At 48.0% G+C, this 24627-nt stretch carries 25 protein-coding genes; 16 read left to right on the top strand and 9 right to left on the bottom strand.

Translation table 11 applies throughout. The annotated features are described in order from the left end of the window. Window positions 1-106: 106 nt before the first annotated feature. From EA14781_RS03085 to yiiM, 3 genes are all read left to right on the top strand, one after another. Window positions 107-1162, top strand: a complete 1056-nt coding sequence (locus EA14781_RS03085) for a YiiG family protein (RefSeq protein ID WP_000828060.1) — start codon at window positions 107-109, stop codon at window positions 1160-1162. Window positions 1163-1425: 263 nt separating this feature from the next. After that, window positions 1426-2046 (top strand): superoxide dismutase [Mn], encoded by a 621-nt coding sequence (sodA, locus tag EA14781_RS03080; RefSeq protein WP_002460606.1) that lies wholly within the window; start codon window positions 1426-1428, stop codon window positions 2044-2046. A gap of 69 nt (window positions 2047-2115) precedes the next feature. Then, complete coding sequence (gene yiiM, locus EA14781_RS03075; protein WP_000559238.1) at window positions 2116-2790, top strand: 6-hydroxyaminopurine reductase; 675 nt, start codon at window positions 2116-2118, stop codon at window positions 2788-2790. 170 nt (window positions 2791-2960) lie between these two features. On the opposite strand, the gene cpxA is transcribed toward yiiM, so the two are convergent. Beyond that, entirely contained in the window at window positions 2961-4334 is a 1374-nt protein-coding gene (cpxA, locus tag EA14781_RS03070; RefSeq protein WP_000580409.1) for an envelope stress sensor histidine kinase CpxA, read from the bottom strand. After that, window positions 4331-5032, bottom strand: coding sequence for an envelope stress response regulator transcription factor CpxR (cpxR, locus tag EA14781_RS03065; protein WP_001033724.1), 702 nt, complete (start codon window positions 5030-5032; stop codon window positions 4331-4333). The genes cpxA and cpxR overlap by 4 nt, the downstream gene beginning before the upstream one ends. Before the next feature lie 149 nt (window positions 5033-5181). Between cpxR and cpxP the strand changes: the two genes are divergently transcribed. The 9 genes from cpxP to EA14781_RS03020 all read left to right on the top strand — a co-directional run bounded on the left by cpxP (window position 5182) and on the right by EA14781_RS03020 (window position 15617). Continuing rightward, window positions 5182-5682, top strand: coding sequence for a cell-envelope stress modulator CpxP (gene cpxP / locus EA14781_RS03060; RefSeq protein ID WP_024164685.1), 501 nt, complete (start codon window positions 5182-5184; stop codon window positions 5680-5682). A gap of 148 nt (window positions 5683-5830) precedes the next feature. Beyond that, window positions 5831-6733, top strand: a complete 903-nt coding sequence (gene fieF, locus EA14781_RS03055; RefSeq protein ID WP_001076754.1) for a CDF family cation-efflux transporter FieF — start codon at window positions 5831-5833, stop codon at window positions 6731-6733. A 181-nt stretch (window positions 6734-6914) separates the two neighbouring features. Then, window positions 6915-7877 (top strand): 6-phosphofructokinase, encoded by a 963-nt coding sequence (gene pfkA / locus EA14781_RS03050; RefSeq protein ID WP_001355350.1) that lies wholly within the window; start codon window positions 6915-6917, stop codon window positions 7875-7877. A gap of 320 nt (window positions 7878-8197) precedes the next feature. Next, window positions 8198-9187: a sulfate/thiosulfate ABC transporter substrate-binding protein Sbp gene (sbp, locus tag EA14781_RS03045; protein ID WP_001099282.1), complete on the top strand. Its 990-nt coding sequence runs from the start codon at window positions 8198-8200 to the stop codon at window positions 9185-9187. A 104-nt stretch (window positions 9188-9291) separates the two neighbouring features. Beyond that, on the top strand, window positions 9292-10047 hold the full coding sequence (gene cdh / locus EA14781_RS03040) for a CDP-diacylglycerol diphosphatase (protein WP_024164686.1): 756 nt from the start codon (window positions 9292-9294) through the stop codon (window positions 10045-10047). Between the two features lie 229 nt (window positions 10048-10276). After that, window positions 10277-11542: an MFS transporter gene (locus EA14781_RS03035; RefSeq protein ID WP_000020998.1), complete on the top strand. Its 1266-nt coding sequence runs from the start codon at window positions 10277-10279 to the stop codon at window positions 11540-11542. A gap of 30 nt (window positions 11543-11572) precedes the next feature. Beyond that, window positions 11573-12703 (top strand): mandelate racemase/muconate lactonizing enzyme family protein, encoded by a 1131-nt coding sequence (locus EA14781_RS03030; RefSeq protein ID WP_000704540.1) that lies wholly within the window; start codon window positions 11573-11575, stop codon window positions 12701-12703. A 130-nt stretch (window positions 12704-12833) separates the two neighbouring features. Next, window positions 12834-14306, top strand: a complete 1473-nt coding sequence (locus tag EA14781_RS03025) for a sigma-54 interaction domain-containing protein (RefSeq protein ID WP_001279024.1) — start codon at window positions 12834-12836, stop codon at window positions 14304-14306. A gap of 21 nt (window positions 14307-14327) precedes the next feature. Beyond that, on the top strand, window positions 14328-15617 hold the full coding sequence (locus EA14781_RS03020) for an MFS transporter (protein ID WP_001108172.1): 1290 nt from the start codon (window positions 14328-14330) through the stop codon (window positions 15615-15617). A gap of 34 nt (window positions 15618-15651) precedes the next feature. Here the strand turns inward: EA14781_RS03020 and tpiA are convergent, their stop codons facing one another. Beyond that, window positions 15652-16419, bottom strand: coding sequence for a triose-phosphate isomerase (gene tpiA / locus EA14781_RS03015; RefSeq protein WP_001216333.1), 768 nt, complete (start codon window positions 16417-16419; stop codon window positions 15652-15654). Between the two features lie 107 nt (window positions 16420-16526). Then, window positions 16527-17126 carry a YiiQ family protein gene (locus EA14781_RS03010; RefSeq protein ID WP_000834911.1) on the bottom strand — a complete coding sequence of 200 codons (600 nt, stop codon included), beginning with the start codon at window positions 17124-17126 and terminating at the stop codon, window positions 16527-16529. 100 nt (window positions 17127-17226) lie between these two features. Between EA14781_RS03010 and EA14781_RS03005 the strand changes: the two genes are divergently transcribed. From EA14781_RS03005 to uspD, 3 genes are all read left to right on the top strand, one after another. Beyond that, entirely contained in the window at window positions 17227-17667 is a 441-nt protein-coding gene (locus EA14781_RS03005; protein WP_000155267.1) for a DUF805 domain-containing protein, read from the top strand. A 209-nt stretch (window positions 17668-17876) separates the two neighbouring features. Further along, window positions 17877-18176: a DUF406 domain-containing protein gene (locus EA14781_RS03000; RefSeq protein WP_000655995.1), complete on the top strand. Its 300-nt coding sequence runs from the start codon at window positions 17877-17879 to the stop codon at window positions 18174-18176. Window positions 18177-18187: 11 nt separating this feature from the next. Beyond that, entirely contained in the window at window positions 18188-18616 is a 429-nt protein-coding gene (uspD, locus tag EA14781_RS02995) for a universal stress protein UspD (RefSeq protein ID WP_000323550.1), read from the top strand. Window positions 18617-18620: 4 nt separating this feature from the next. Here the strand turns inward: uspD and fpr are convergent, their stop codons facing one another. The 4 genes from fpr to glpF all read right to left on the bottom strand — a co-directional run bounded on the left by fpr (window position 18621) and on the right by glpF (window position 23048). Next, a complete protein-coding gene (gene fpr, locus EA14781_RS02990) occupies window positions 18621-19367 on the bottom strand; it encodes a ferredoxin--NADP(+) reductase (protein WP_000796309.1) in 747 nt (248 codons plus the stop codon). Between the two features lie 96 nt (window positions 19368-19463). Further along, on the bottom strand, window positions 19464-20474 hold the full coding sequence (gene glpX / locus EA14781_RS02985; protein ID WP_001250631.1) for a class II fructose-bisphosphatase: 1011 nt from the start codon (window positions 20472-20474) through the stop codon (window positions 19464-19466). A gap of 197 nt (window positions 20475-20671) precedes the next feature. After that, the gene (gene glpK, locus EA14781_RS02980) at window positions 20672-22180 is read right to left on the bottom strand and encodes a glycerol kinase GlpK (RefSeq protein ID WP_000136774.1); all 1509 of its coding nucleotides are present in this window, start codon (window positions 22178-22180) and stop codon (window positions 20672-20674) included. A gap of 22 nt (window positions 22181-22202) precedes the next feature. Then, the gene (glpF, locus tag EA14781_RS02975) at window positions 22203-23048 is read right to left on the bottom strand and encodes a glycerol uptake facilitator protein GlpF (protein ID WP_000084289.1); all 846 of its coding nucleotides are present in this window, start codon (window positions 23046-23048) and stop codon (window positions 22203-22205) included. A gap of 424 nt (window positions 23049-23472) precedes the next feature. On the opposite strand from glpF, the gene zapB reads away from it, so the two are divergent. Continuing rightward, window positions 23473-23718, top strand: a complete 246-nt coding sequence (gene zapB, locus EA14781_RS02970) for a septal ring assembly protein ZapB (protein WP_001296623.1) — start codon at window positions 23473-23475, stop codon at window positions 23716-23718. Window positions 23719-23756: 38 nt separating this feature from the next. On the opposite strand, the gene EA14781_RS24095 is transcribed toward zapB, so the two are convergent. Further along, entirely contained in the window at window positions 23757-24383 is a 627-nt protein-coding gene (locus tag EA14781_RS24095; RefSeq protein WP_002460629.1) for a hypothetical protein, read from the bottom strand. Between the last annotated feature and the right edge of the window lie 244 nt (window positions 24384-24627).

Genomic DNA, 24627 nt, shown 5'->3' with positions numbered 1-24627 from the left:
CCTGTGAATTTTATCGATTTATTTATAAATAAATATTGCGTAGTGGTATTTCCTTTTTCCCTTTATCATATTCACACTCTTATTCATCTATTTATAAGGCAATTAAATGAAAAGGAATTTATTATCTTCGGCTATTATTGTCGCCGTAATGGCCCTCAGTGTCACTGGATGTGATGATAAAAAAGCTGAAACAGAAAGCTCTCCGTCCGCCAATAATCAACCCGCCGCTCCCACAACTGAATCAAAACCGACTGAAAAACCGGCAGCAAAAACTGAGGCTAAATCGGAGGCGTCTGCGCAACCTGTGGTCGATGAGCAAGCTGTGTATGATGAGAAGATGGCTGTCTACATCAAATGTTTCAATGAATTACAGCTTCCTGTACAACGTAGCCTGTCGCGTTACGCTGATTGGTTAAAAGATTTTAAACAGGGGCCGACAGGTAAAGAGAGCATTGTTTATGGGATCTATAGTATCAGTGAAATAAGCCTTACTGGCTGTGAAAAAGGGATGAAGCGTGTTGCGGCATTAACACCGGCGCTTGAACCTATTGATGGTGTTGCGTTGGACTATATTAATGCTGCTGTAGCGTTGGGTAATACCATTAATGAAATGGATAAATATTACACTCAGGAAAATTATAAAGACGACGCGTTTGCTAAAGGGAAAATTCTTCACCAGACGTTGTTGAAGAATATCGAAGCCTTCCAGCCAGTTGCGGAGTCTTATCGTACGGCTATTGAAGAAATTAATGATCGGCGCCAGCTTGCTGAACTGAAAAATATTGAGCAACGAGAAGGGAAGAATTTCCACTACTATTCACTGGCTGTCATGATTTCAGCTAAAAAAATTAATGGGTTAATTTCACAAGAAAAGTTTGATACGGAAATGGCAATGAAGAAAGTTGCCGAACTGGAAACATTGGTCGCGCAGGTCAAGGAAGCAGATAAAGGCGGCATGAATTTTCCTTTTATTAACTCGGCAGGCGAATATCAACTTGCGGCTAAGAAATATGTTCGCCGCGTCAGAGATAACGTCCCGTATTCTGAAGGGGATAAAGAGCTGCTTCAGGATCCTGGCTCAAGTTGGATGGTAGAAGCCTCTTACCCGGCGGCATTAAACGAATACAATGAAATGGTCGGCGATTATAACCGTCTGCGATAAGAGTTTGTTTTTTGGATTAGCGTTGTAATGTCGGATGCGACGCATCCGATAATATTCCCTCACTGGCGGAGTGACGCTATTCCGTTAGTCTCATGACATTAAGTAGATGATTTGGCGCATATCTCAGGCATTTCCCTGCAAAACCATATCCTTATGAAAAGTGCGGCATTGATAATCATTTTCAATATCATTTAATTAACTATAATGAACCAACTGCTTACGCGGCATTAACAATCGGCCGCCCGACAATACTGGAGATGAAAATGAGCTATACCCTGCCATCCCTGCCGTATGCTTACGATGCCCTGGAACCGCACTTCGATAAGCAGACCATGGAAATCCATCACACCAAACATCATCAGGCCTACGTCAACAACGCCAACGCGGCGCTGGAAAGTCTGCCAGAGTTCGCCAATCTGTCGGTTGAAGAGTTGATTACCAAACTGGAACAGCTGCCAGCAGACAAGAAAACCGTGCTGCGCAATAACGCGGGCGGTCACGCTAACCATAGCCTGTTCTGGAAAGGTCTGAAAAAAGGCACCACTCTGCAGGGTGATCTGAAAGCGGCTATCGAACGTGATTTCGGTTCCGTCGATAATTTCAAAGCAGAATTTGAAAAAGCGGCGGCTTCCCGCTTTGGTTCCGGCTGGGCATGGCTGGTGCAAAAAGGCGATAAACTGGCGGTAGTTTCTACTGCTAACCAGGACTCCCCGCTGATGGGTGAAGCCATTTCTGGCGCTTCCGGCTTCCCGATTCTGGGGCTGGACGTTTGGGAACACGCTTACTACCTGAAATTCCAGAACCGTCGCCCGGACTACATCAAAGAGTTCTGGAACGTGGTGAACTGGGATGAAGCTGCGGCACGTTTCGCGGCGAAAAAATAAGGTTGCATAAACGCCTGTGAGAAGCGAGTCTGATGGCTCGCTTTTTTGTATCTGCGAAGGAGAAAACAGATGCATTATCCCGTTGATGTATACACAGGCAAAATTCAGGATTATCCGCAAAGTCGCCCCAGCGCGATTGCGAAAATCCAGGTCGATGGCGAACTGGTGCTGACGGAACTGGGCCTGGAAGGCGATGAGCAGGCAGAGAAAAAAATCCACGGCGGGCCAGACAGGGCGCTGTGTCACTATCCTCGTGAACATTATCTTTATTGGGCGCGGGAATTCCCGGAGCAGGCGGATCTGTTTGTGGCTCCAGCCTTTGGGGAAAACTTGTCAACCGAAGGCCTGACCGAGAGTAATGTCTATATTGGTGATATTTTTCGCTGGGGAGAGGTGCTGATTCAGGTCACCCAGCCGCGTTCGCCATGTTTTAAACTCAATTATCATTTCGGTATTAGCGATATGGTGCAGTTGATGCAGAATGCCGGGAAAATTGGCTGGCTGTATAGTGTGATAGCGCCAGGAAAGGTGTCTGCCGATGCGCCGCTGGAGCTGGTCTCGCGTGTCAGTGATGTCACCGTGCAGGAGGCTGCCGCCATCGCATGGCATATGCCGTTTGATGACGATCAATATCACCGTTTACTGTCTGCCGCCGGGCTATCGAAAAGCTGGACGCGAACGATGCAGAACCGTCGTCTTAGCGGCCGGATCGAAGATAATTCGCGGCGTTTGTGGGGAAAATAACCCCCGAAGAGTAGGCCTGATAAGACGCGACCAGCGTCGTGTCAGGCTCCATGCTCAAACGTCGGATGCGGCGTAAACGCCTTATCCGGCCTACAAAATCAATAAATTCCGCAGGTTTTGTAGGCCTGATAAGCGTAGTGCATCAGGCATTTTTTACCTGAAGGTTGACGTTATGACCGTTTATACAGCGGCAACCAAATCACCAGCCGTAAACCGCCCAGCGGGCTATCGTCGGCTTTCACCCAACCACGGTGCTGCTGAATGGCGGTTTCAACAATCGCCAGACCCAGGCCCGTACCGCCAGATTCGCGATCGCGCGCTTCGTCAGTACGATAGAATGGACGGAAAATCTGCTCGCGATCTGCCGGGCTAACGCCCGGGCCATCGTCATCCACCGTAATGGTGATACCGTCTTTATCTACCGCGAAGCCCACTTCAATCTTCGTATGAGAATAACGCAGCGCGTTGCGAACGATGTTTTCCAGCGCACTTTCCAGAGCATTCGGGTTACCGTACAGCGGCCATGGCCCTGGCGGGAAATTAACCGTAAACGATTTGCCCATTTGTTCTGCCTCGAACGCCGCATTATCCAGCACTTCACTCCATAACTGGTTGGCTTTGATGGTCTCGCTCACCAGCGCGTTCTTTTGCTGATTACGTGACATCACCAACAGGTCGTTGATCATGCTATCCAGCCGTTGGGCTTCGGTTTCAATACGTTCCAGTTCCTTGCTTTCGCCGCTACGACGACGCAGTAATGCCGTACCCAGTTGCAGGCGCGTCAACGGCGTGCGTAGTTCGTGAGAAATGTCAGAGAGCAAGCGCTGCTGGGAGGTCATCATGCGCTCCAGTGCGGTGACCATCTGGTTAAAACTGGCGCCTGCGGCAAGGAATTCTTGCGGCCCTGCTTCCAGTTCCGGGTGCTGGCGTAAGTTCCCCTGGGCGACCTCATCGGCAGCGTTTTTCAGCTTACGCGCCGGTTTCGCCAAACTCCAGGCCAACCACAACAGCAGCGGTGAACTGACCAACATGGTGACAATAAGCAGTAATAGAGGACGGTCGAACAGTAAGTTAATAAAATCGGATTGAGAACTGCTGGCCGGGCGGATCAGATAGAGTTGGTAATTATCTTCGCCGTCGCGCACGGAGAATGGCCCGACAAGTTCCACGCGACCATACTTTTTCTTCTGCGGGTGATCGGCGTTATCTGCCTGACCAATAAAGTTGCGAATGATCTGCATTTCGTTGCGTTCAGCACCGATCACGCGCCCTTCGGTGGTTACCAGTAATAAACGCTGGCCCGGAGGCGCCCACTTATCAATGGCACGGAACAGGCGACGCCACCACATTAAATCGTTGGGCGGATCGTTCGCCAGCTCTGCTTCGACATGCTGCTCAATCATCAGCCCCTGACGCTGCTCGCTATCCAGAAGCTCGGTCATCTGGCGTGAATCGAGCTTAGGTAACATCAAGACCAACATCAACACCAGCGCCAGCGTCAGCCAGAAGATGGCGAAGATACGCGCAGTTAAGCTGCCTATCATGAAGCGGAGACCATCAGATAGCCGCGACCACGCAACGTTTTAAACCACGGATGACCGTCTTTACGATCTGGCAATTTACGACGCAGGTTGGAGATATGCATATCGATAGCGCGGTCGAAAGGCGTCAGGCGTTTGCCCAGCACTTCCTGGCTTAAATGTTCGCGTGAAACGACCTGACCCAGATGCTGCGCCAGTAAATAGAGCAGGGTAAATTCGGTGCCGGTTAACTCCAGCGTTTGCCCGTCGAAGCTGGCTTCCTGACGCCCCGGATTCAGTACTAACGCATCGACTTCCAGCGTCGGAGAACCGTTGTCGTTGTTTTGCTGTTGTTGCTCGCTCCAGTGCGAACGGCGCAGAATCGCGCGAATACGGGCGACCAGCTCACGGTCATTAAATGGTTTTGGAAGATAGTCATCTGCGCCCAGCTCAAGGCCGAGAACGCGATCAAGTTCACTACCGCGCGCCGTCAACATAATGACAGGCGTCTGGTGTGTCTGGCGAAGTGTTTTTAGCGTATCGATGCCATTTTTTTTCGGCATCATTACATCAAGCAAAAGTAAATCAATGCTGTCGTCCAGAAGCTCAAGCGCCTGTTCCCCGTCGTGGGCAACAATCACGTTGAAGCCTTCCATTTCGAGCAGCTCCTTTAACAGGGAAGTCAGCTCTCGGTCATCATCAACTAACAGGATTTTATTCATTGTTTAAATACCTCCGAGGCAGAAATTACGTCATCAGACGTCGCTGATCCATGACTTTACGTTGTTTTACACCCCCTGACGCATGTTTGCAGCCTGAATCGTAAACTCTCTATCGTTGAATCGCGACAGAAAGATTTTGGGAGCAAATGATGCGCATAGTTACCGCTGCCGTCATGGCCTCAACGCTGGCAGTCAGTTCATTAAGCCACGCTGCTGAAGTCGGTTCAGGCGATAACTGGCATCCGGGCGAAGAACTTGCGCAGCGCAGTACGCAGAGCCATATGTTCGACGGCATAAGTTTAACCGAACATCAGCGTCAGCAGATGCGAGATCTTATGCAGCAGGCCCGACATGAACAGCCTCCTGTTAATGTTAGCGAAATGGAGACAATGCATCGCCTTGTCACTGCAGAAAATTTTGATGAAAACGCTGTGCGCGCTCAGGCAGAAAAAATGGCGAAAGAGCAGATCGCTCGTCAGGTTGAAATGGCTAAAGTCCGCAACCAAATGTATCGCCTGCTAACGCCAGAGCAGCAAGCGGTTTTAAATGAGAAACATCAACAACGAATGGAACAGTTGCGCGACGTGACGCAATGGCAAAAAAGTTCATCGTTGAAGCTATTGAGTAGTAGCAACTCACGTTCCCAGTAGTAAACCCTGTTTTCCTTGCCATAGACACCATCCCTGTCTTCCCCCACATGATGTGGGGGTTTTTTTTATCCTTAATTTGCCTGTTGCTTAATGCATTGCAGATGATTTGCATCCGTTATACTACCGTCAGTTGATAGCGGGAGTATTTATGAATCAATCTTATGGACGGCTGGTCAGTCGGGCGGCAGTTGCTGCGACGGCGATGGCTTCGCTGCTATTGCTGATTAAAATTTTTGCATGGTGGTATACCGGTTCGGTGAGTATTCTTGCCGCGTTGGTCGATTCGTTAGTTGATATCGGCGCGTCGCTGACGAATTTGCTGGTGGTGCGATATTCGCTGCAGCCTGCCGACGACAATCACTCGTTTGGCCACGGTAAAGCTGAGTCCCTCGCGGCGCTGGCGCAAAGTATGTTTATCTCCGGTTCGGCGCTGTTTTTGTTTTTGACCGGCATTCAGCACTTGGTTTCTCCAACGCCGATGACGGATCCTGGGGTTGGGGTTATCGTGACTATCGTGGCGTTAATCTGCACGATCATACTTGTCTCGTTTCAGCGTTGGGTCGTGCGCAGGACGCAAAGTCAGGCTGTGCGGGCAGATATGCTACATTATCAGTCTGATGTTATGATGAACGGCGCGATTTTGCTGGCGCTGGGTTTGTCCTGGTATGGCTGGCATCGTGCTGATGCCTTGTTTGCTTTGGGAATCGGCATCTATATTTTATATAGCGCGTTACGCATGGGGTATGAGGCGATACAGTCATTGCTGGATCGCGCGCTGCCCGATGAGGAGCGACAGGAAATTTTTGATATCGTGACTTCCTGGCCGGGAGTTAGCGGTGCTCACGATCTTCGCACGCGGCAGTCAGGGCCGACTCGCTTTATTCAGATTCATTTGGAAATGGAAGACTCTCTGCCTTTGGTTCAGGCACATATGGTGGCGGATCAGGTAGAGCAGGCTATTTTACGGCGTTTTCCGGGATCGGATGTGATTATCCATCAGGATCCTTGCTCCGTCGTACCCAGGGAGAGTAAAAAGTCTACGCTTTCATGATCGGTATAAAAAGAGAGCCAGACTCGCATTTTGTGTATAAAATACCGCCATTTGGCCTGACCTGAATCAATTCAGCAGGAAGTGATTGTTATACTATTTGTACATTCGTTGGATCACTTCGATGTGCAAGAAGACTTCCGGCAACAGATTTCATTTTGCATTCCAAAGTTCAGAGGTAGTCATGATTAAGAAAATCGGTGTGTTGACAAGCGGCGGTGATGCGCCAGGCATGAACGCCGCAATTCGCGGGGTTGTTCGTTCTGCGCTGACAGAAGGTCTGGAAGTTATGGGCATTTATGACGGCTATCTGGGTCTGTATGAAGACCGCATGGTACAGCTAGACCGTTATAGCGTGTCTGACATGATCAACCGTGGCGGTACGTTCCTCGGTTCTGCACGCTTCCCGGAATTCCGCGACGAGAACATCCGCGCCGTGGCTATCGAAAACCTGAAAAAACGTGGAATTGATGCACTGGTCGTTATTGGTGGTGATGGTTCCTATATGGGGGCAATGCGTCTGACAGAAATGGGCTTCCCGTGCATCGGTCTGCCGGGCACCATCGATAACGATATCAAAGGCACTGACTACACCATCGGTTTCTTCACTGCGCTGAGCACTGTTGTAGAAGCTATCGACCGTTTGCGTGATACCTCTTCTTCTCACCAGCGTATTTCCGTGGTGGAAGTGATGGGGCGTTACTGTGGCGATCTGACGCTGGCTGCGGCTATTGCTGGTGGTTGTGAATTCGTTGTGGTTCCAGAAGTTGAATTCAGCCGTGACGACCTGGTAAATGAAATCAAAGCGGGTATCGCGAAAGGTAAAAAACACGCGATTGTGGCGATTACCGAACACATGTGCGATGTCGACGAACTGGCGCACTTTATCGAAAAAGAAACTGGTCGTGAAACTCGTGCAACTGTACTGGGCCACATTCAGCGCGGCGGTTCCCCGGTACCTTATGACCGTATTCTGGCTTCCCGTATGGGCGCTTATGCGATTGAGCTACTGCTGGCTGGTTATGGCGGTCGCTGCGTAGGTATCCAGAACGAGCAACTGGTTCACCATGACATCATTGACGCTATCGAAAACATGAAGCGTCCGTTCAAAGGCGACTGGCTGGACTGCGCGAAAAAACTGTATTAATGGTTTCGGAAAAAGGCAGATTTCTTTAGCCTGAAACCGATGGCAGAAGCAAAAATGCCTGATGCACTTCGCTTATCAGGCCTACATGAATTCTGCAATTTATTGAATTTGCAAGATTTTGTAGGCCTGATAAGGCGTTGACGCCGCATCCGGCATGGACAAAGCGCATTTTGTCAGCAATATGAGGCGGATTTCTTCCGCCTTTTTAACCCCCCCGATATATACCTACAAGTTATAGCCAATCTTTTTTTATTCTTTAATGTTTTATGCCCTTTCTGGCACGCTTTGATCATCACAACACAACATAAGAGAGCCGGGCGATGAACACGTGGGGCGTAGGGTTAACATTTTTGCTGGCAGCGACCAGCGTTATGGCAAAGGATATTCAGCTTCTTAACGTTTCGTATGATCCAACACGCGAGTTGTATGAGCAGTACAACAAAGCGTTCAGCGCCCACTGGAAACAGCAAACTGGCGATAACGTGGTAATTCGCCAGTCGCACGGTGGTTCAGGTAAGCAAGCGACGTCGGTAATTAATGGTATCGACGCAGATGTCGTTACGCTGGCGCTGGCTTATGACGTGGATGCTATTGCAGAACGTGGTCGTATTGATAAAAACTGGATCAAGAGCCTGCCAGATAACTCTGCGCCATACACTTCCACCATTGTATTTCTGGTGCGCAAGGGCAATCCGAAGCAAATTCACGACTGGAACGATTTGGTTAAATCGGGTGTTTCAGTGATTACGCCAAACCCAAAAAGCTCTGGCGGCGCTCGCTGGAACTATCTGGCTGCCTGGGGATACGCGCTGCATCACAATAATAACGATCAGGCAAAAGCGCAGGATTTCGTGCAGTCACTGTATAGAAACGTTGAAGTGCTGGACTCCGGCGCGCGCGGTTCCACGAATACTTTTGTCGAGCGCGGTATTGGCGATGTGCTGATTGCCTGGGAAAACGAAGCACTGTTGGCGGCGAATGAGCTGGGGAAAGATAAATTCGAAATCGTTACGCCGAGTGAGTCTATTCTCGCAGAACCAACCGTGTCGGTGGTTGATAAAGTGGTAGAGAAAAAAGGGACTAAAGAGGTGGCGGAAGCCTATCTGAAGTATCTCTACTCACCAGAGGGTCAGGAGATTGCGGCCCAAAACCATTATCGCCCGCGCGATCCTGACGTGGCAAAAAAGTACGAAAATGCGTTTCCGAAGCTGAAGTTATTCACCATTGATGAAGAGTTTGGCGGTTGGGCGAAAGCGCAAAAAGCGCATTTCTCTAATGGCGGTACGTTTGACCAAATCAGCAAACGCTAATCTCCTGGATAATCACCACACCCGATCGTATTGCACGATCGGGTTTTTTATTTGTCGCGATTTTGCGTTACCCTTGCATCTCTTTGAGGTACAGGGAAAAAAAGATGAAAAAAGCGGGTCTTCTTTTTTTGGTGATGATGGTTATTGCCGTTGTAGCTGCGGGTATCGGCTACTGGAAATTGACCGGCGAAGAGTCGGACACGTTACGTAAGATTGTTCTTGAGCAATGTCTGCCCAACCAGCAGGAAAACCAAAATCCGTCGCCATGTGCGGAAGTCAAACCCAACGCCGGATACGTGGTTTTTAAAGATCGTAATGGCCCACTGCAATATTTGCTGATGCCAACGTACCGTATTAACGGTACTGAAAGTCCATTGTTAACCGATCCGTCGACACCTAATTTTTTCTGGTTAGCCTGGCAGGCGCGTGATTTTATGAGTAAAGAATACGGTCAGCCTGTTCCCGATCGCGCGGTATCTCTGGCGATAAACTCCCGAACCGGGCGTACGCAAAACCATTTCCATATTCATATTTCTTGTATTCGTCCTGATGTGCGCGAACAACTGGACAATAATCTGGCGAATATCAGCAGCCGCTGGTTGCCGCTGCCTGGTGGTTTGCGTGGGCATGAATACCTGGCGCGTCGGGTAACTGAAAGCGAACTGGTACAACGCAGTCCGTTTATGATGCTGGCGGAAGAAGTGCCTGAAGCGCGGGAGCATATGGGAAGCTACGCGCTGGCGATGGTGCGGCAAAGTGATAACTCGTTTGTATTGCTGGCGACACAACGTAATTTGCTGATGTTGAATCGTGCTTCAGCCGAGGAAATTCAGGATCATCAGTGTGAGATTTTGCAGTAATTCTGCTAACCCTGATGCTATGAGTAAGGGGTGAGAAAAATCCACACAGATCACACTATTGCGCAATATTTTTTTGCATGCAATAAAATATTGCGCAATTTCTGATTGCATCATTACGTTCATGCTAACGTTATTGCCTTAAAGATCAAAGATATAAAATTATCCAGCAGATGGCATGTATTTTGCTCCAGTTAAAAGGTGAACATTTTCACTCTATCTGGGAGAAATTATGTCTATCGAAGGATCTGAGCAAATATCTGCGGGGCGTAAATGGCTTATTATTTTTACGTTGAGTCTGGGAGCTGGGTTAATTTATCAATTGCCTTATCTCCGTTTTACTTACTATGACCCGTTACAAAAAGCTTTAGGGCTGGATCACACCTCATTTGGAAACTTAATGAGCGTGTATGGGCTTGTTGCTATGTTTATGTACTGGCCCGGTGGCTGGATTGCAGATCGTTTTTCCAGTCGTAAATTATTAACCTTCTCCCTAGTGGCGACAGCCTGTGGCGGTTTTTGGTTATCCACCTTTCCTTCTTATTATATCTGTTTGTTAATACATGCTATCTGGGGCGTGACTTCTATTTTGACGTTCTGGTCTGCGCTGGTAAAAGTCATTACGAGAATAACCAGTGAAGAAGAGCAGGGGAAAATATTCGGCTTCATCGAAGGAGGCAGAGGAATTTCCGCTTCGCTGGTTGCATTTTCTACTATAGCGCTGTTTAGTTGGATGGGAGAAAAAACATCAGACTTTAGTATCGTCATAAATATTTACTCTGTCATTATTTTCCTTTCAGGTATTTTGTGCTGGTTTCTACTGGAAGATAACGCCTCGGAAATTAAATCGGGTGACGTTATCAAGGACATTTTGGTGGTATTAAAAATGCCCGCGGCGTGGATGATGGCTGGCGTCATTTTCTGTGTCTACACCGGCTATGCGGCGCTGAGTTATACCACGCCGTACATGACTGAAATGTTTGGTTTAAGTGTTGCCACTGCTGGTGTACTTGGCACTGTACGTACCCAAATCCTTAAAGCCATCGGAGGCCCTATTGGTGGGATGTTATCGCAAAAATTTGGCTCTGCGACCCGTGTTATTCGCTGGGGATGTATTGCGATGACGTTTTCTCTGATGGCCTTCTTACTTATGCCAGCCAATAGCAGTTTCTTATTCCTGATGATTGGCAATATGATGATCTTCGCCGGTATTATTTTCGCTTTGCGAGGTATCTATTTCTCAACAATTAAGGAAGGTAAAACGCCGGCTACACTGGTGGGAGCCGTTGCAGAATTTATTTCATTTGTTGGTTATATGCCAGATTCATTTATCTATACGTTAATTGGTCATTGGCTGGATAAATATCCAGGCGGAACGGGTTATCAGTATATGTTTATGTATATGATTTTATTTAGTGTGCTGGGAATATTTATTTCTACTATTCTTATCCGCTATATGAAAAGAAATAATGGAGTCTATCTTGTTCCATCTAAGTAGGACCTTTATGACACAAAATGGAGTTGTATTATGAAAATTACCGATATTGAAATTAAAAGTTATTTATTGCCATTAGATCCGCCTTTTAATGCAGCATGGGATTTTAAACCGCGTAAACAATTCTGTGCCACCGTTGTACAGGTGCATACCGATGAGGGTATTACCGGGATTGGCTCTGGCGACCTGATGCTTGGATTCCAGGGGCATGAATATCTTTTTCAGGGGCATGATCCGTTTGATATTGAACGCCACAATCAGATTCTGGACAACATTGATTTTCATTATGGCCGTTGCTGGCCACTGGATCTGGCGTTATGGGATCTGATGGGTAAAGCGACAGGCAAACCAGTATACCAATTGCTGGGGGGTAAAACGGATAAAGTGCGTGCTTATCTCTCCTGGGGAGAGGTTGCTGCACCGGAAGTTCGTGCGGAAAGGGCAATCCGGGCAGTAGAAGAGGGGTTTAAGGCGGTAAAAATTCGTTTCCACCATGCCGATGTTCGTGATGATATTAAAGTGGTTGAAGCGGTACGTGCAGCGGTTGGTGATAAACTTGAGATCATGGTGGACGCTAACCAGGGCTGGCGTATGCCACACGATATTGAAAAGCCGTGGGATCTGAAAAAAGCGTTGCAGGTAGCCAAAGAACTAGAAAAACTGAATGTATATTGGCTGGAAGAACCTCTGCCGCACTACGATTATGACAATATGGCACGTTTACGCCAGATGACGCCATTGCGCATTGCTGGTGGTGAGATGAATCGCCGTTGGCACGATGTACGCGATATGTGTGAGAAGGGGAGTCTGGATGTATTCCAGATGGACGTCTGTTATTGTGGCGGGATCACCAAAGCGCGTAATTATGCTGAGATCATTCGCGCTAGCGGCAGCGTCTTCAGCCCTCATACCTGGGGCAATGGAATCTCATTGCTGGCAAATTTGCACGTCGCTGCCGGGTTGGATTGCGCCACTTACCTGGAATATCCATATGATGCACCAGCATGGAGTATTGAACGCCGTGATTTCCTGCAAACACCGGAAACCATGACTCGTGTAGATAAAGATGGTTATTTCGTTCTTAGCGATCGTCCGGGTCTTGGTTTCGAGCTTGATCAACAGGCGCTTCAAAAATACGAAATTAAACAGACCGTAGTTTGGTAATTTAATTAGCAGGAGAGTGTATTTAATACACTCTCCTGACTATTGTAATTTTATTAATATGATTATTATCACTGTTTGTGTGTTGTTTTTTTTGCAAAATCTGTGAATTAAATGTGTGGAGATACATGGAATGTCAGATTTTGAATTAGTAGCTGCATTAAAAACTGAAAATATAAAGCTAAAAAATGAAAATAAATTATTCAGGATAATATTGGATCATGTCAGTGAGGGCGTGCAAGTCTCATCTGCAGATGAAATAATGCTATATTATAATGCCGCTTGTGAAAAAATTGAAAATATTTCGCGGGACGAATGTCTTGGCAAATCGCTGAAAGAAGTATATTCCAAAACAAATCTGACAAAAGATAATACTCTGCATCGTGTTGTCAGGCGAACAAAGGTTCCCGTGCTTAACTCATATAATCAATACAACACGAAAAATAAACTTACTGAAGTTTTTTCCTCAACATGGTCATTTGATATTGATGAGGAATTGAGTGGGGTTTTCTCCATCCTTCGAGAGGCCGCGCCAGCGCGTAATTATCTTGAGGATATTACACTTTTAAAACAAAAGGAAAAAAGTGAGTTGCCGGCCCATGAAAATAAAACACCTGAATATTATATATTTGATGACATAATTCATACCAGTAAAGCAATGGCCGACTGTATAGCTTACGCCAAAAAAGTAGCGCCAACAGATGCTAATATTATGCTGTATGGTGAAACGGGGAGCGGAAAAGAGCTTTTTGCACAAAGTATCCATAATGCCAGTCTATGCGCCAAGGGACCGTTTGTCGCCATTAACTGTGCGGCAATACCCGATACCCTGCTGGAAAGTATTTTGTTTGGTGCAGAAAAGGGTAGTTTCTCTGGTGCGGTATTACAAAAAGGATTGCTTGAGCAGGCGGAAAACGGCACATTTTTTCTTGATGAACTCAATTCTATGCCATTATCCCTGCAGGCAAAGATATTAAGAGCAATTGAAATGCGTTCCTGCCGCCGCCTCGGCGGAATAGTTGATATAAAAATTAACTGCCGATTTATTTGCTCGACCAATATTGAACCGCAGGAGTTAATTGCCAGTAAAACTGTCCGTCATGACCTCTATTATCGTTTAGCGACGGTAATTATTTCTATTCCATCATTGCGTGAACGTATTGAGGATATTGATTGTCTGGTGTCGATGTTTATTGATGAAGCTAATCAACGATATCATACCCATGTCATAGATATTGAGCCGCTTTTAATAAATATCTATAAATCTTATAGCTGGCCGGGTAATGTTCGCGAGTTAAAACATGATATTGACTCTTGTGTTCTTCTTTCTAATTCATCTTTTTTATCAAGTAAATATATACCCGGCTATTTGTATAAGAAATACACGGTTAATAATGAATCATTTTCAACGACTGAACTGCAACCGAACAAACGGGCTGAAATAGGTTCAACAAGTCTGCATATGATGATGGAAAATATTGAGTGTGAAATTATCAAAAATACACTGGCGAAGTGTGAAGGAAATATCTCAATGGCTGCCAGAATGCTGGGGATTCATCGACAGGCGTTGCAATATCGTATTCGTAAATTTGAAACGTCTGAATAACGTTATGATTAAGGAACTCTTTTGAACTATAAAACGACGCTGGATGCGTCTCCATTGACGCCTTTTCATCTTCGCCTGGTGCTATTAGTATTCAGCGCACATATGATCGACGGCTATGCATTAGGCGTAATCGGCTACGTTATCGATTATTATGAGACACAACAGAATATCTCCCCGGTAGTTCAGGGACTATTGGGAAGTTCGGCGCTTCCAGGGCTATTTTTAGGCAGTATGATTTTGGGGCGAATGGCTGATAAATATGGCCGAAATACACTGTTTATTGTGAGTTTTGTGATTATTTTTATTGCCAGTTTATTGCAGTTTTTCTTTTACAGTATACCGGGCATCATTCTGTTGCGGTTTATCCTTGGGGTAGGAATTGGCGGCGATTACGCAGTGGGCTTAACATTACTGGCGGAATTTTTACCGAAAAAACAACGAGGAGTTTTGCTGGGGCTGTTTAGTCCGGTATGGACGGTGGGATATGTGATTGCCATTGCTTCAGCACGTTATTTTGTTACCACGCCAGACCCTGGTACTGTCCGTCTGTTGCTTGCATTTCCTGCCGGTCCTGCTTTATTGATTTTGCTTTTTCGTCTGGGTATCCCGGAGTCGCCGGTCTGGTTACTTTCTCGAGAGAGAATAAGTGATGCAAGAAAAGTGTTAGCTCAGTACTTTCCCCGCACAGAAATAGTGCTGTCTGAAGGTAATATCAGACACACGCATCCCTCTTCAGGATTATTTAGCGCACAAATATGGCGCAGCACATTATTCGCTTCGCTATTCTTTATTTGTATTGTGTTGCCCTATTTCGCAATCTACACTTTTTTGCCATTTTTTCTCGAGAAAATGCCTGTTCTGACCTTTATGCAACGCGGGATCAGTATGGAGGTTTTCCTGCTTTTTGGCGCGTTGTTTGGTTTGTGGCTGACAAGACAGTTCCCACGACGGCAATTTACACTGGTGAGTTTTGGCGTGTTAGGTCTGTGTCTGATAACGCTTGTTGTGGCGGATTCTGCTTTGGTTATCTCGCTGAGTTTTGCCCTTTTTACGCTGTTGATTTCCGCTATCAGCAATCTCACAGGGGTTTATCTTCCTGAGTGTTTTCCTACAGCCTTACGTTCTTCCGGCGTCGGGTTTGCTACTGCGATGAGTCGCATTGGCGCTGCATTGGGGACATTTTTGCTGCCGATCATTGTAGAGGGTTATGGAATGGAAGTCTGTTTGCTACTACTGAGCGCAGTGCTATTAATCGGCCTGGCGGCGACCTGGTATTGGGCGCTGAGGGGGAATGCGCATTCATTGGAGTAATGCCCCCATCGTCGTGGACGGGGGCAAATCAGCATTAAGCCTGTTTAGCCGCTTCAGCAGCTTTGACGATCACTGCGAAAGCATCAGCTTTCAGAGAAGCACCGCCAACCAACGCACCGTCGATGTCCGGCTGAGCAAACAGTTCTGCAGCGTTAGACGCGTTTACAGAACCGCCGTACTGAATGATCACTTGTTCAGCGATGTTAGCGTCAACTTTAGCGATGTGGTCACGGATAAATTTGTGAACAGCCTGTGCCTGCGCTGGAGTTGCAGACTTGCCAGTACCGATTGCCCATACGGGTTCGTAAGCGATTACTGCACCTTCGAATGCAGCAGCGCCCTGAGTTTTCAGTACCGCATCGATCTGGCGTGCGCAAACTTCTTCAGTTTTGCCTGCTTCATTTTCAGCTTCAGTTTCACCGATGCACAGAACCGGAGTCAGACCCTGTTCTTTCAGTACAGCGAATTTTTTCGCGATCAGTTCGTCAGACTCTTTGTGGTAAGTACGACGTTCAGAGTGACCAATGATGATGTACTGTGCGCCGATGTCTTTCAGCATAGCGGCAGAGGTTTCACCAGTGAATGCGCCGGACAGGTTCAGATCTACGTTCTGAGCACCCAGCACGATGTGGCTGCCTTCAGCTTCACGCTTCGCCATATCGATGTACATTTCCGGTGGCGCGATTGCAACCGCACAGCCAGCAACGCCTGCCAGCTCTTTACGCAGGTTAGAAACCAGCTCGTGAACCATGTGGCGGCTGCCGTTCAGTTTCCAGTTACCCATCACTAAAGGATGTCGCATTTTAATTCTCCACGCTTATAAGCGAATAAAGGAAGATGGCCGCCCCGCAGGGCAGCAGGTCTGTGAAACAGTATAGAGATTCATCGACATAAAGGCTTTGCTTTTTGTCATTGATTCAACCCTTCCAGCGTTTCAGATAGCGCCAGCTTAATCGGTTCAACAGCGAAGGTCAGCCCCTTTTCGCCGTTGTCCGCGACAACATAGCGCAGAGCGCCTTCTGTCTCGGTGTAATAACGTTTGTTTTTACCCGCAGTGAGTAATGACTGTAACTTCTTCTGGCTTTGCGCTTTAGTCATCAAAGGCGTGAGCGTGCGAATGACTGCGGCCATATATTCCTGGGCTTTCGCCCTGGCGGCTTTTTGCTCTGGCCCCTGGATTGGCAACCAGGTAATTTGAATGCTTTTGATTTTTAAAGTGCCGCGCTCCAGCGCTGTAGAGGCATACAAGTTCTCGTTAATTTTACTGGCGGCGCGAGTCAGGTTGGCTTTGTCGGGGCTGCTGTCGATAGCGCGAAACTCGTTCAGTGGCAGGCTGGGGTTCTGGCTGTTAAAGTTTTCTCGAAACTGGCTGATAGAGAGATCGAAGGTAGGGGCGCCAGCCAGCAAGTAAGGCGCTGTAGTCGCCGTACTTTGTGTTTGTGCATACGCCGTTGTTGTCACGGTTAATGCAGAACATATGAGAAAAAACAGCGTACACCCTGACTTCATCGACAGTACCTTTTGTTATGACTGGCTTCGATTAAAACGATATCTGTCGTCCTTGTCAAAAGGGTAGAATCCTGGAGAAGACAACCACCAAGGAACTTACATGACCATACAGCAATGGTTATTCTCGTTTAAAGGGCGTATTGGACGCCGTGATTTCTGGATTTGGATCGGCCTCTGGTTTGTTGGCATGCTGGCGCTGTTTTCACTGGCAGGTAAAAATTTACTCGATATCCAGACCGCAGCGTTTTGCCTTGTGTGCCTGTTATGGCCAACAGCGGCGGTGACGGTTAAACGGCTGCACGATCGTGGGCGTTCTGGCGCCTGGGCGCTTTTGATGATTGTGGCATGGATGCTGCTGGCAGGTAACTGGGCAATTTTGCCGGGAGTATGGCAATGGGCGGTGGGGCGTTTTATCCCAACACTGATTCTGGTGATGATGCTTATTGATCTTGGGGCTTTTGTCGGGTCACAAGAGGCAAATAAATACGGTAAAGATACTCAGGATGTGAAGTATAGAACGGATAATAAATCAAGTGATTAACTTTTAATATATCTATTATTGCTATTTTCCCCCGGGATCGTTATTCCTTTATGAAAATAACGATCCCGGAAAATCCTTCTCATATCCTCACCTTAAGCAATATCAAAAAAAATGGTAATCCATAAGATCATTACTTGTTTGTTCTTCTGTTAACGGCGCATTATTCTTAAGTGGCAATCGACAGAGAGGCGAATATACAGAGGTGCCCTATGAAAGATGTCGTAGATAAATGCAGTACTAAAGGATGTGCGATTGATATCGGTACCGTTATTGATAACGACAACTGTACCAGCAAGCTGTCGCGCTTTTTCGCCACTCGCGAAGAAGCAGAATCCTTTATGACGAAACTGAAAGAGCTTGCCGCCACTGCATCCTCTGCGGATGAAGGGGCCAGCGTGGCCTACAAGATTAAGGATCTGGAGGGGCAAGTCGAGCTTGATGCGGCTTTCACCTTCTCATGTCAGGCCGAGATGATTATTTTTGAGCTATCCCTGCGTTCACTTGGTTAATGGAGTTAAACATGGCTTATAAACATATTGGCGTGGCAATTTCCGGGAATGAAGAAGATGCCTTACTGGTGAACAAAGCTCTGGAGCTCGCCAGACATAATGACGCTCACCTGACGTTAATTCATATTGATGATGACTTAAGTGAGTTTTATCCGGGCATCTATTTCCCTGCGACAGAAGATATTCTTCAACTGTTGAAAGATAAGTCTGATAACAAACTGTATAAGCTGACTAAGAATATTCAGTGGCCGAAGACGAAACTGCGTATTGAGCGTGGGGAAATGCCGGAAACACTGCTGGATATCATGCAAAAAGAGCAGTGTGACCTCCTTGTTTGTGGTCATCACCACTCATTTATCAATCGCCTGATGCCTGCTTATCGCGGCGTTATCAACAAGTCGACGGCAGATTTGCTAATCGTGCCGTTTATCGACAAGTAACTGCTTACCAATAATGCTCCGCTGTCATGTGACCCGGTCGACGACGTAAATGCTTCGTCATCTGCCGGGTCTCTTTCAGCAGTTGCTGGGTGTCCCGCACCATCTGTGGATTACCGCACAGCATTACATGGCTGGTCTCTTTGTTCATCGGCAGGCCAACGGCATTTTCCAGTGCGCCGCTTTCAATCAACGTCGGTATCCGCCCGGTAAGCGACCCTTCTGCGGTTTCCCGACTGACTACCGTTTGAATACGTAGTTTCCCTTCATAACGTTTTTCCAGTTCCCGCATTAGCGGCAGATAGCTTAAGTCCGCGGCATAACGCGTAGCGTGAACCAGTACCAGATTTTTGAAGCGATCTAAATCTTTGCCCAGTTGCAGAATAGACAAATAGGGGCCAATCGCCGTCCCCGTCGCCAGCATCCACAGTGTTTCACTATTCGGCACTTCATCCAGTACAAAGAATCCTGCCGCTTCGCTAACAACGTGTACTTCGTCACCCGGTTTTAGCGCCGCCAGTCGTGGACTTAATTTGCCATCGGGAACGGTTACCAGGTAAAACTCCAGATCGGGATTGTCTGGCGAGTTAACATAGGAGTAGGCGCGCTGAATACGCTCGCCGTCAATATCAAGGCCAAGTTTGGTGAATTGCCCGGCAGTAAACGGATGCACGGGGGCGTGAACGGTGAGACTAAACAGGGCGTCGGTCCAGTTCTGCACTTTAGTAACTTTGCCTGTTACCCAATCAGCCATGTTTTTCTCCTGTTTTGATTGACTGACCTTATCTTCGTTCTCCGAACAAAAAAATTCCAGTCCCGAAGGACTGGAAGGCTCAATCGATCAAATCGGTCAGAGGATGTGCACCTGCATTTCCGGGTCTTTGCGATCCAGATAGTGAATCGACTGAATGCGGCGAATAGTGCGTGACTTACCGCGAATCAGCAGCGTCTCAGTGGTGGCGATATTGCCTTTACGGCTAATACCTTCCAGCAGATCACCCTTGGTGATGCCGGTTGCGGAGAAAATAACGTTATCGCTGCGCGCCATATCACCCAGACGCAGCACTTTACCGGCTTCGATACCCATTGCTGTACAACGCGCCAGCTCTCCCTCGCCAATACGGCGATTCTCTTCGTTGTCGCCTTTGACGTCATGACGCGCCAGCAGACGACCATTCATATCGCCATCTAACGCGCGGATCACTGCCGCGGAAACTACGCCTTCCGGCGCGCCGCCAATACCGTACAGCATATCTACTTCACTATCCGGCATACAGGTGAGAATTGAGGCGGCAACGTCACCATCAGGAATAGCAAACACACGCACGCCAAGTTGTTGCATTTGGGCGATTACCGCGTCATGACGTGGTTTCGCCAGAATCGTTACCGTCAGTTCGCTTAATGGTTTGCCGAGCGCTGTCGCAACGTTGCGCAGGTTATCTGCCAGCGGCAGATTCAGGTCAATGGCGCCTTTCGCTCCTGGCCCGACGATCAGCTTTTCCATATACATATCCGGCGCATTGAGGAAGCAGCCTTTATCCCCCACCGCCAGCACCGCCAGCGCATTTGCCTGGCCCATCGCCGTCATGCGCGTGCCTTCAATCGGATCAACGGCAATATCTACCGCATCGCCGTGGCCTGTCCCGACCTTTTCACCAATGTAGAGCATTGGCGCTTCGTCGATTTCACCTTCGCCAATGACGATAGTACCGTCAATGTTGACCTGGTTGAGCATAATACGCATGGCGTTAACCGCCGCGCCGTCAGCGGTGTTTTTATCGCCGCGTCCTAACCATTTGTAGCCGGCCAGCGCCGCAGATTCGGTGACGCGGGAAAATTCGATGGCAAGTTCTCGTCTCATAGCAAACTCTAAGCAGTAAGGAATGGCGCGAAGTGTAGCACAGGGGAAAGGAGGGATTATTGATGTGTGCGGGGTTGCCCCCGCACGGTTTCAGCGCCTGCATGATGCCGGATATGTATCCGCCTCGTAGGCCAGGTAAGACGCGTCAGCGTCGCATCAGGCGATCTGCATCAGGCAATCAGCTCTGGTGCCTGACATTACTCGTCGTGTTCTTCCCACGCCATCGCGCGTTTAACTGCTTTTTTCCAGCCAGCGTAACGGTAATTACGTTCGGTGGTTTCGATGCCAGGACGGAACTCGCGCTCAATCACCGCTTTCTCGTGCAGTTCGTCGAGATTCTGCCAGAAGCCGACGGCCAGACCCGCGAGGTATGCCGCACCTAATGCAGTCACTTCGCGGACTTCCGGGCGCTCTACGCGAGCGCCGAGGATATCGGACTGGAACTGCATCAGGAAGTTGTTCGCCACCGCGCCGCCATCTACGCGTAATGCGTGCAGACGAATGCCGGAGTCAGCCTGCATCGCTTCCAGCACGTCACGTGTCTGATAAGCGATAGATTCCAGCGTTGCACGAATAATGTGGTTAGAGTTCACCCCGCGAGTTAAACCGAAAATCGCCCCGCGCGCATACGGATCCCAATATGGCGCGCCCAGCCCGGTAAAGGCCGGAACCACATATACGCCGTTGGTATTTTGCACTTTAGTGGCAAAGTATTCGGAATCGTAGGCGTCATTGATCAGCTTCATTTCATCGCGCAGCCACTGAATGGATGCGCCCGCCATAAATACGGCGCCTTCCAGAGCATAATTTACTTCTCCGCCTGGGCCGCAAGCGATGGTCGTCAGCAGTCCGTTTTCCGATTTTACGGCCTTCTTGCCAGTGTTCATCAGCATAAAGCAGCCGGTGCCGTAGGTATTTTTTGCCATCCCTTCTTTAACGCACAATTGACCGAACAGCGCCGCTTGCTGATCGCCTGCGATCCCGGCGATCGGAATACGTGTGCCGCCTTTGCCGCCAATGTTGGTCTGACCATACACTTCGGAAGAACGACGCACTTCCGGCAGCATCTCGCGCGGGATATCCAGCGCATCAAGCATTTTGTCGTCCCAGTCCAGAGTATGGATGTTGAACAACATGGTACGAGACGCGTTGGTGTAATCGGTGACGTGAACGCGACCCTGGGTCATTTTCCAGATAAGCCAGGTATCAACTGTACCAAACAACAGTTCGCCACGACGCGCACGCTCGCGGGAACCCTCTACATGGTCGAGGATCCACTTCACTTTAGTGCCGGAAAAGTACGGGTCAACGACCAGGCCGGTGTTGTTACGAATGTACTCTTCCATGCCATCGCGTTTTAGATGCTCGCAGATGTCGGCAGTACGGCGACACTGCCAGACAATGGCGTTATAAATGGGCTTGCCGGTTTCTTTTTCCCAGACGATGGTGGTTTCACGCTGGTTGGTAATACCGATAGCCGCAATTTGATCGGAACTGATGTCTGCTTTCGCCAGCACCTCAACCAGCGTGGAGCTTTGGGTGGCCCAGATTTCCATTGGGTCGTGTTCTACCCAACCTGCTTTCGGGTAGATTTGCTCGAATTCGCGTTGCGACACGCTAATGATATTGGCATCGTGATCCATCACGACCGCGCGGGAACTGGTGGTGCCCTGGTCGAGCGCGACGATATATTTTTTTTCAGTCATGATTATTTGTCCCGTAGTCACATTACAGCGAAGCTTTTTGTTGTGAAGGTGTAGTGGTCTCTTTCTCTTCCACAACACAGGTATCGCACGGCAAATGGCGTCCAATCAGTTTGCGATAGGCAAATGCGCCTATAATTGCGCCAACGATGGGGCCGAAAAGCGGTACCAGGAAGTAAGGAATGTCTCTGCCGCCGGTAAAGGCGACGTTGCCCCAGCCAGCAAGCCAGGCAAAGGCTTTCGGACCGATGTCACGCGCTGGGTTCATGGCAAAGCCCGTCAATGGGCCCATAGATGCGCCAATGACTGCAATCAGCAAACCAATCAACAACGGAGCCAGAGGCCCACGCGGTACGCCGTTGCCATCGTCGGTTAACGCCAGGATCAGCCCCATCAGAATAGCGGTAATCACCATCTCAACTGCGAAAGCCTGCACAAAATTGATATGAGGATTAGGGTAAGTAGAGAAAGTACCTGCCAGATCAACACTTTCGACGCTTCCGCGCACAATGTGATGAGTCTGCTCGAAGTCGAGGAATAAATTGTAGTAAAGCCCGTAAACTAATGCCGCGGCGCAGAAAGCACCGGCAAATTGTGAAACGATAAAAGGGATAACCTTGCGCTTGTCGAAACAGGCAAATAGCCACAATGCGATGGTGACTGCTGGATTAAGATGTGCGCCGGAAACCCCTGCGGTTAGGTAGATGGCCATCGCCACCCCCAGTCCCCAAATGACACTGGTTTCCCACTGACCAAAAGTCGCCCCAGCGACTTTAAGTGCAGCTACGCAACCCACACCGAAAAAAATCAACAACCCGGTACCGAGGAATTCAGCAATGCACTGGCCTTTCAAGGTTGATGTTTGACTCATAATCGGATCCTGAAGAGTTAATGTTTGTTGTATGCGTGAAAGTCACGGACCCTCACGATGCTTGTAGGTTCGCTGTGAATTTATCGTTAACGAGCAAAAACGAGAAATATCGAACTTAAAATGTGTGTGCTTCGTCATAAAATGAGCGTTATCGCGCCATCTATTTCTTATGTTTGTACATGATGCACGCTTGTAAGATCATTTGTGTAACAAATATATTAACATTTGCAATTCGCGTGGGGTATGTAACCAGGAGAAGGACGAAAAGTGTAGCAAACCGTAATCTGCAAGGCGTGTCGCTGGACAGCGATGTCGCGGCTTCATACAATCGGAGCTAACTAAAGTGCGCTCGTATTTATTAAGGCGTCACCGATAATCGGGACGAGGATTTTTATCCATCAACGCCTTGCAATTCAGGAGAGGTATGACGATGTCATTAGAAGTGTTTGAGAAACTGGAAGCAAAAGTACAGCAGGCGATTGATACCATCACCCTGTTGCAGATGGAAATCGAAGAGCTGAAAGAAAAAAACAACTCATTGTCGCAAGAAGTTCAGAATGCCCAGCATCAGCGTGAGGAGCTGGAGCGTGAGAACAATCATCTGAAAGAACAGCAAAACGGCTGGCAGGAACGTCTGCAGGCTCTGCTGGGTCGCATGGAAGAGGTTTAATCTCTTTCACACTGAGGCGCCGCAAGGCGCCTTATTTTTTACTTCCGGGTATTTTGGGCAGACAGCATAATCTCCATTGCTTGCTGGCGATATTTCTCTGACGTGTCTGGCTCCATTAATGCAATGAGCCCCACAGCCCTGGGGGTATCTTCAAGATAAATGCTGATAGTTCTCTTCTGCTGACCATCAAAAGTTATTAGCACATCCTGATATTTGCAGGTGAAATGTTTGGCATTACAATCATGAAACTGGAAGGTTTTTTCATTGTATTGATCCTTGAGATTGTCTCTCTGCATATTCTTTAACTCTTCCAGCGAGTCATCGGCGCTACGCCCTGCGGGCAGGCGGAAAGCAGAGATAAAGACGCTATTATCTTCACTTCTTATATCAATGGTCTTATCAGTACTAATGGAAACCGTATTCCAGTGTCTGTTCGGGACAGTCACGGAAATTGCAGCATTCTGAAATGTATATTGCCACGGGGTGAACATACGAAACATATTGCCGATATTGGATAAAAGCAGCACTCCCAATACCCAGCAGCACCCGCGAGTAAAACTGGCGAAGTTACGCGTTTTTTTAGTGAATGCGCACAGGATCCCAGATACAAGCACCGGGAGTAATAGCGGCCCAAGAACGACTGAACCGATATACTCTCCAACCATGCCAGGATCTCCAGACAGTAGGTTGCTGTGCTGAAGATGACTAAGAAAAACAGTTATTATCCATAGTATTAATAAGATAACGTATCTCATATCAATCCCTTATTATATAATGTGCTCTCTACTACCGATAATTCATATCGATATTCCCGGAATAGTTAATTTACCATATAACTTAATTTCCGATGTTATATTGTTTTTTGGGGATTGGGTGTCGATAATTAATTTATATTGTTAGATGTGAAAC

The sequence above is a fragment of the Escherichia albertii NBRC 107761 = DSM 17582 genome (genome assembly GCF_000759775.1).
GTDB lineage: Bacteria > Pseudomonadota > Gammaproteobacteria > Enterobacterales > Enterobacteriaceae > Escherichia > Escherichia albertii.
The sequence above is the reverse complement of the archived record's forward strand: the minus strand, read 5'-3'. Positions and strand labels throughout refer to the sequence as shown.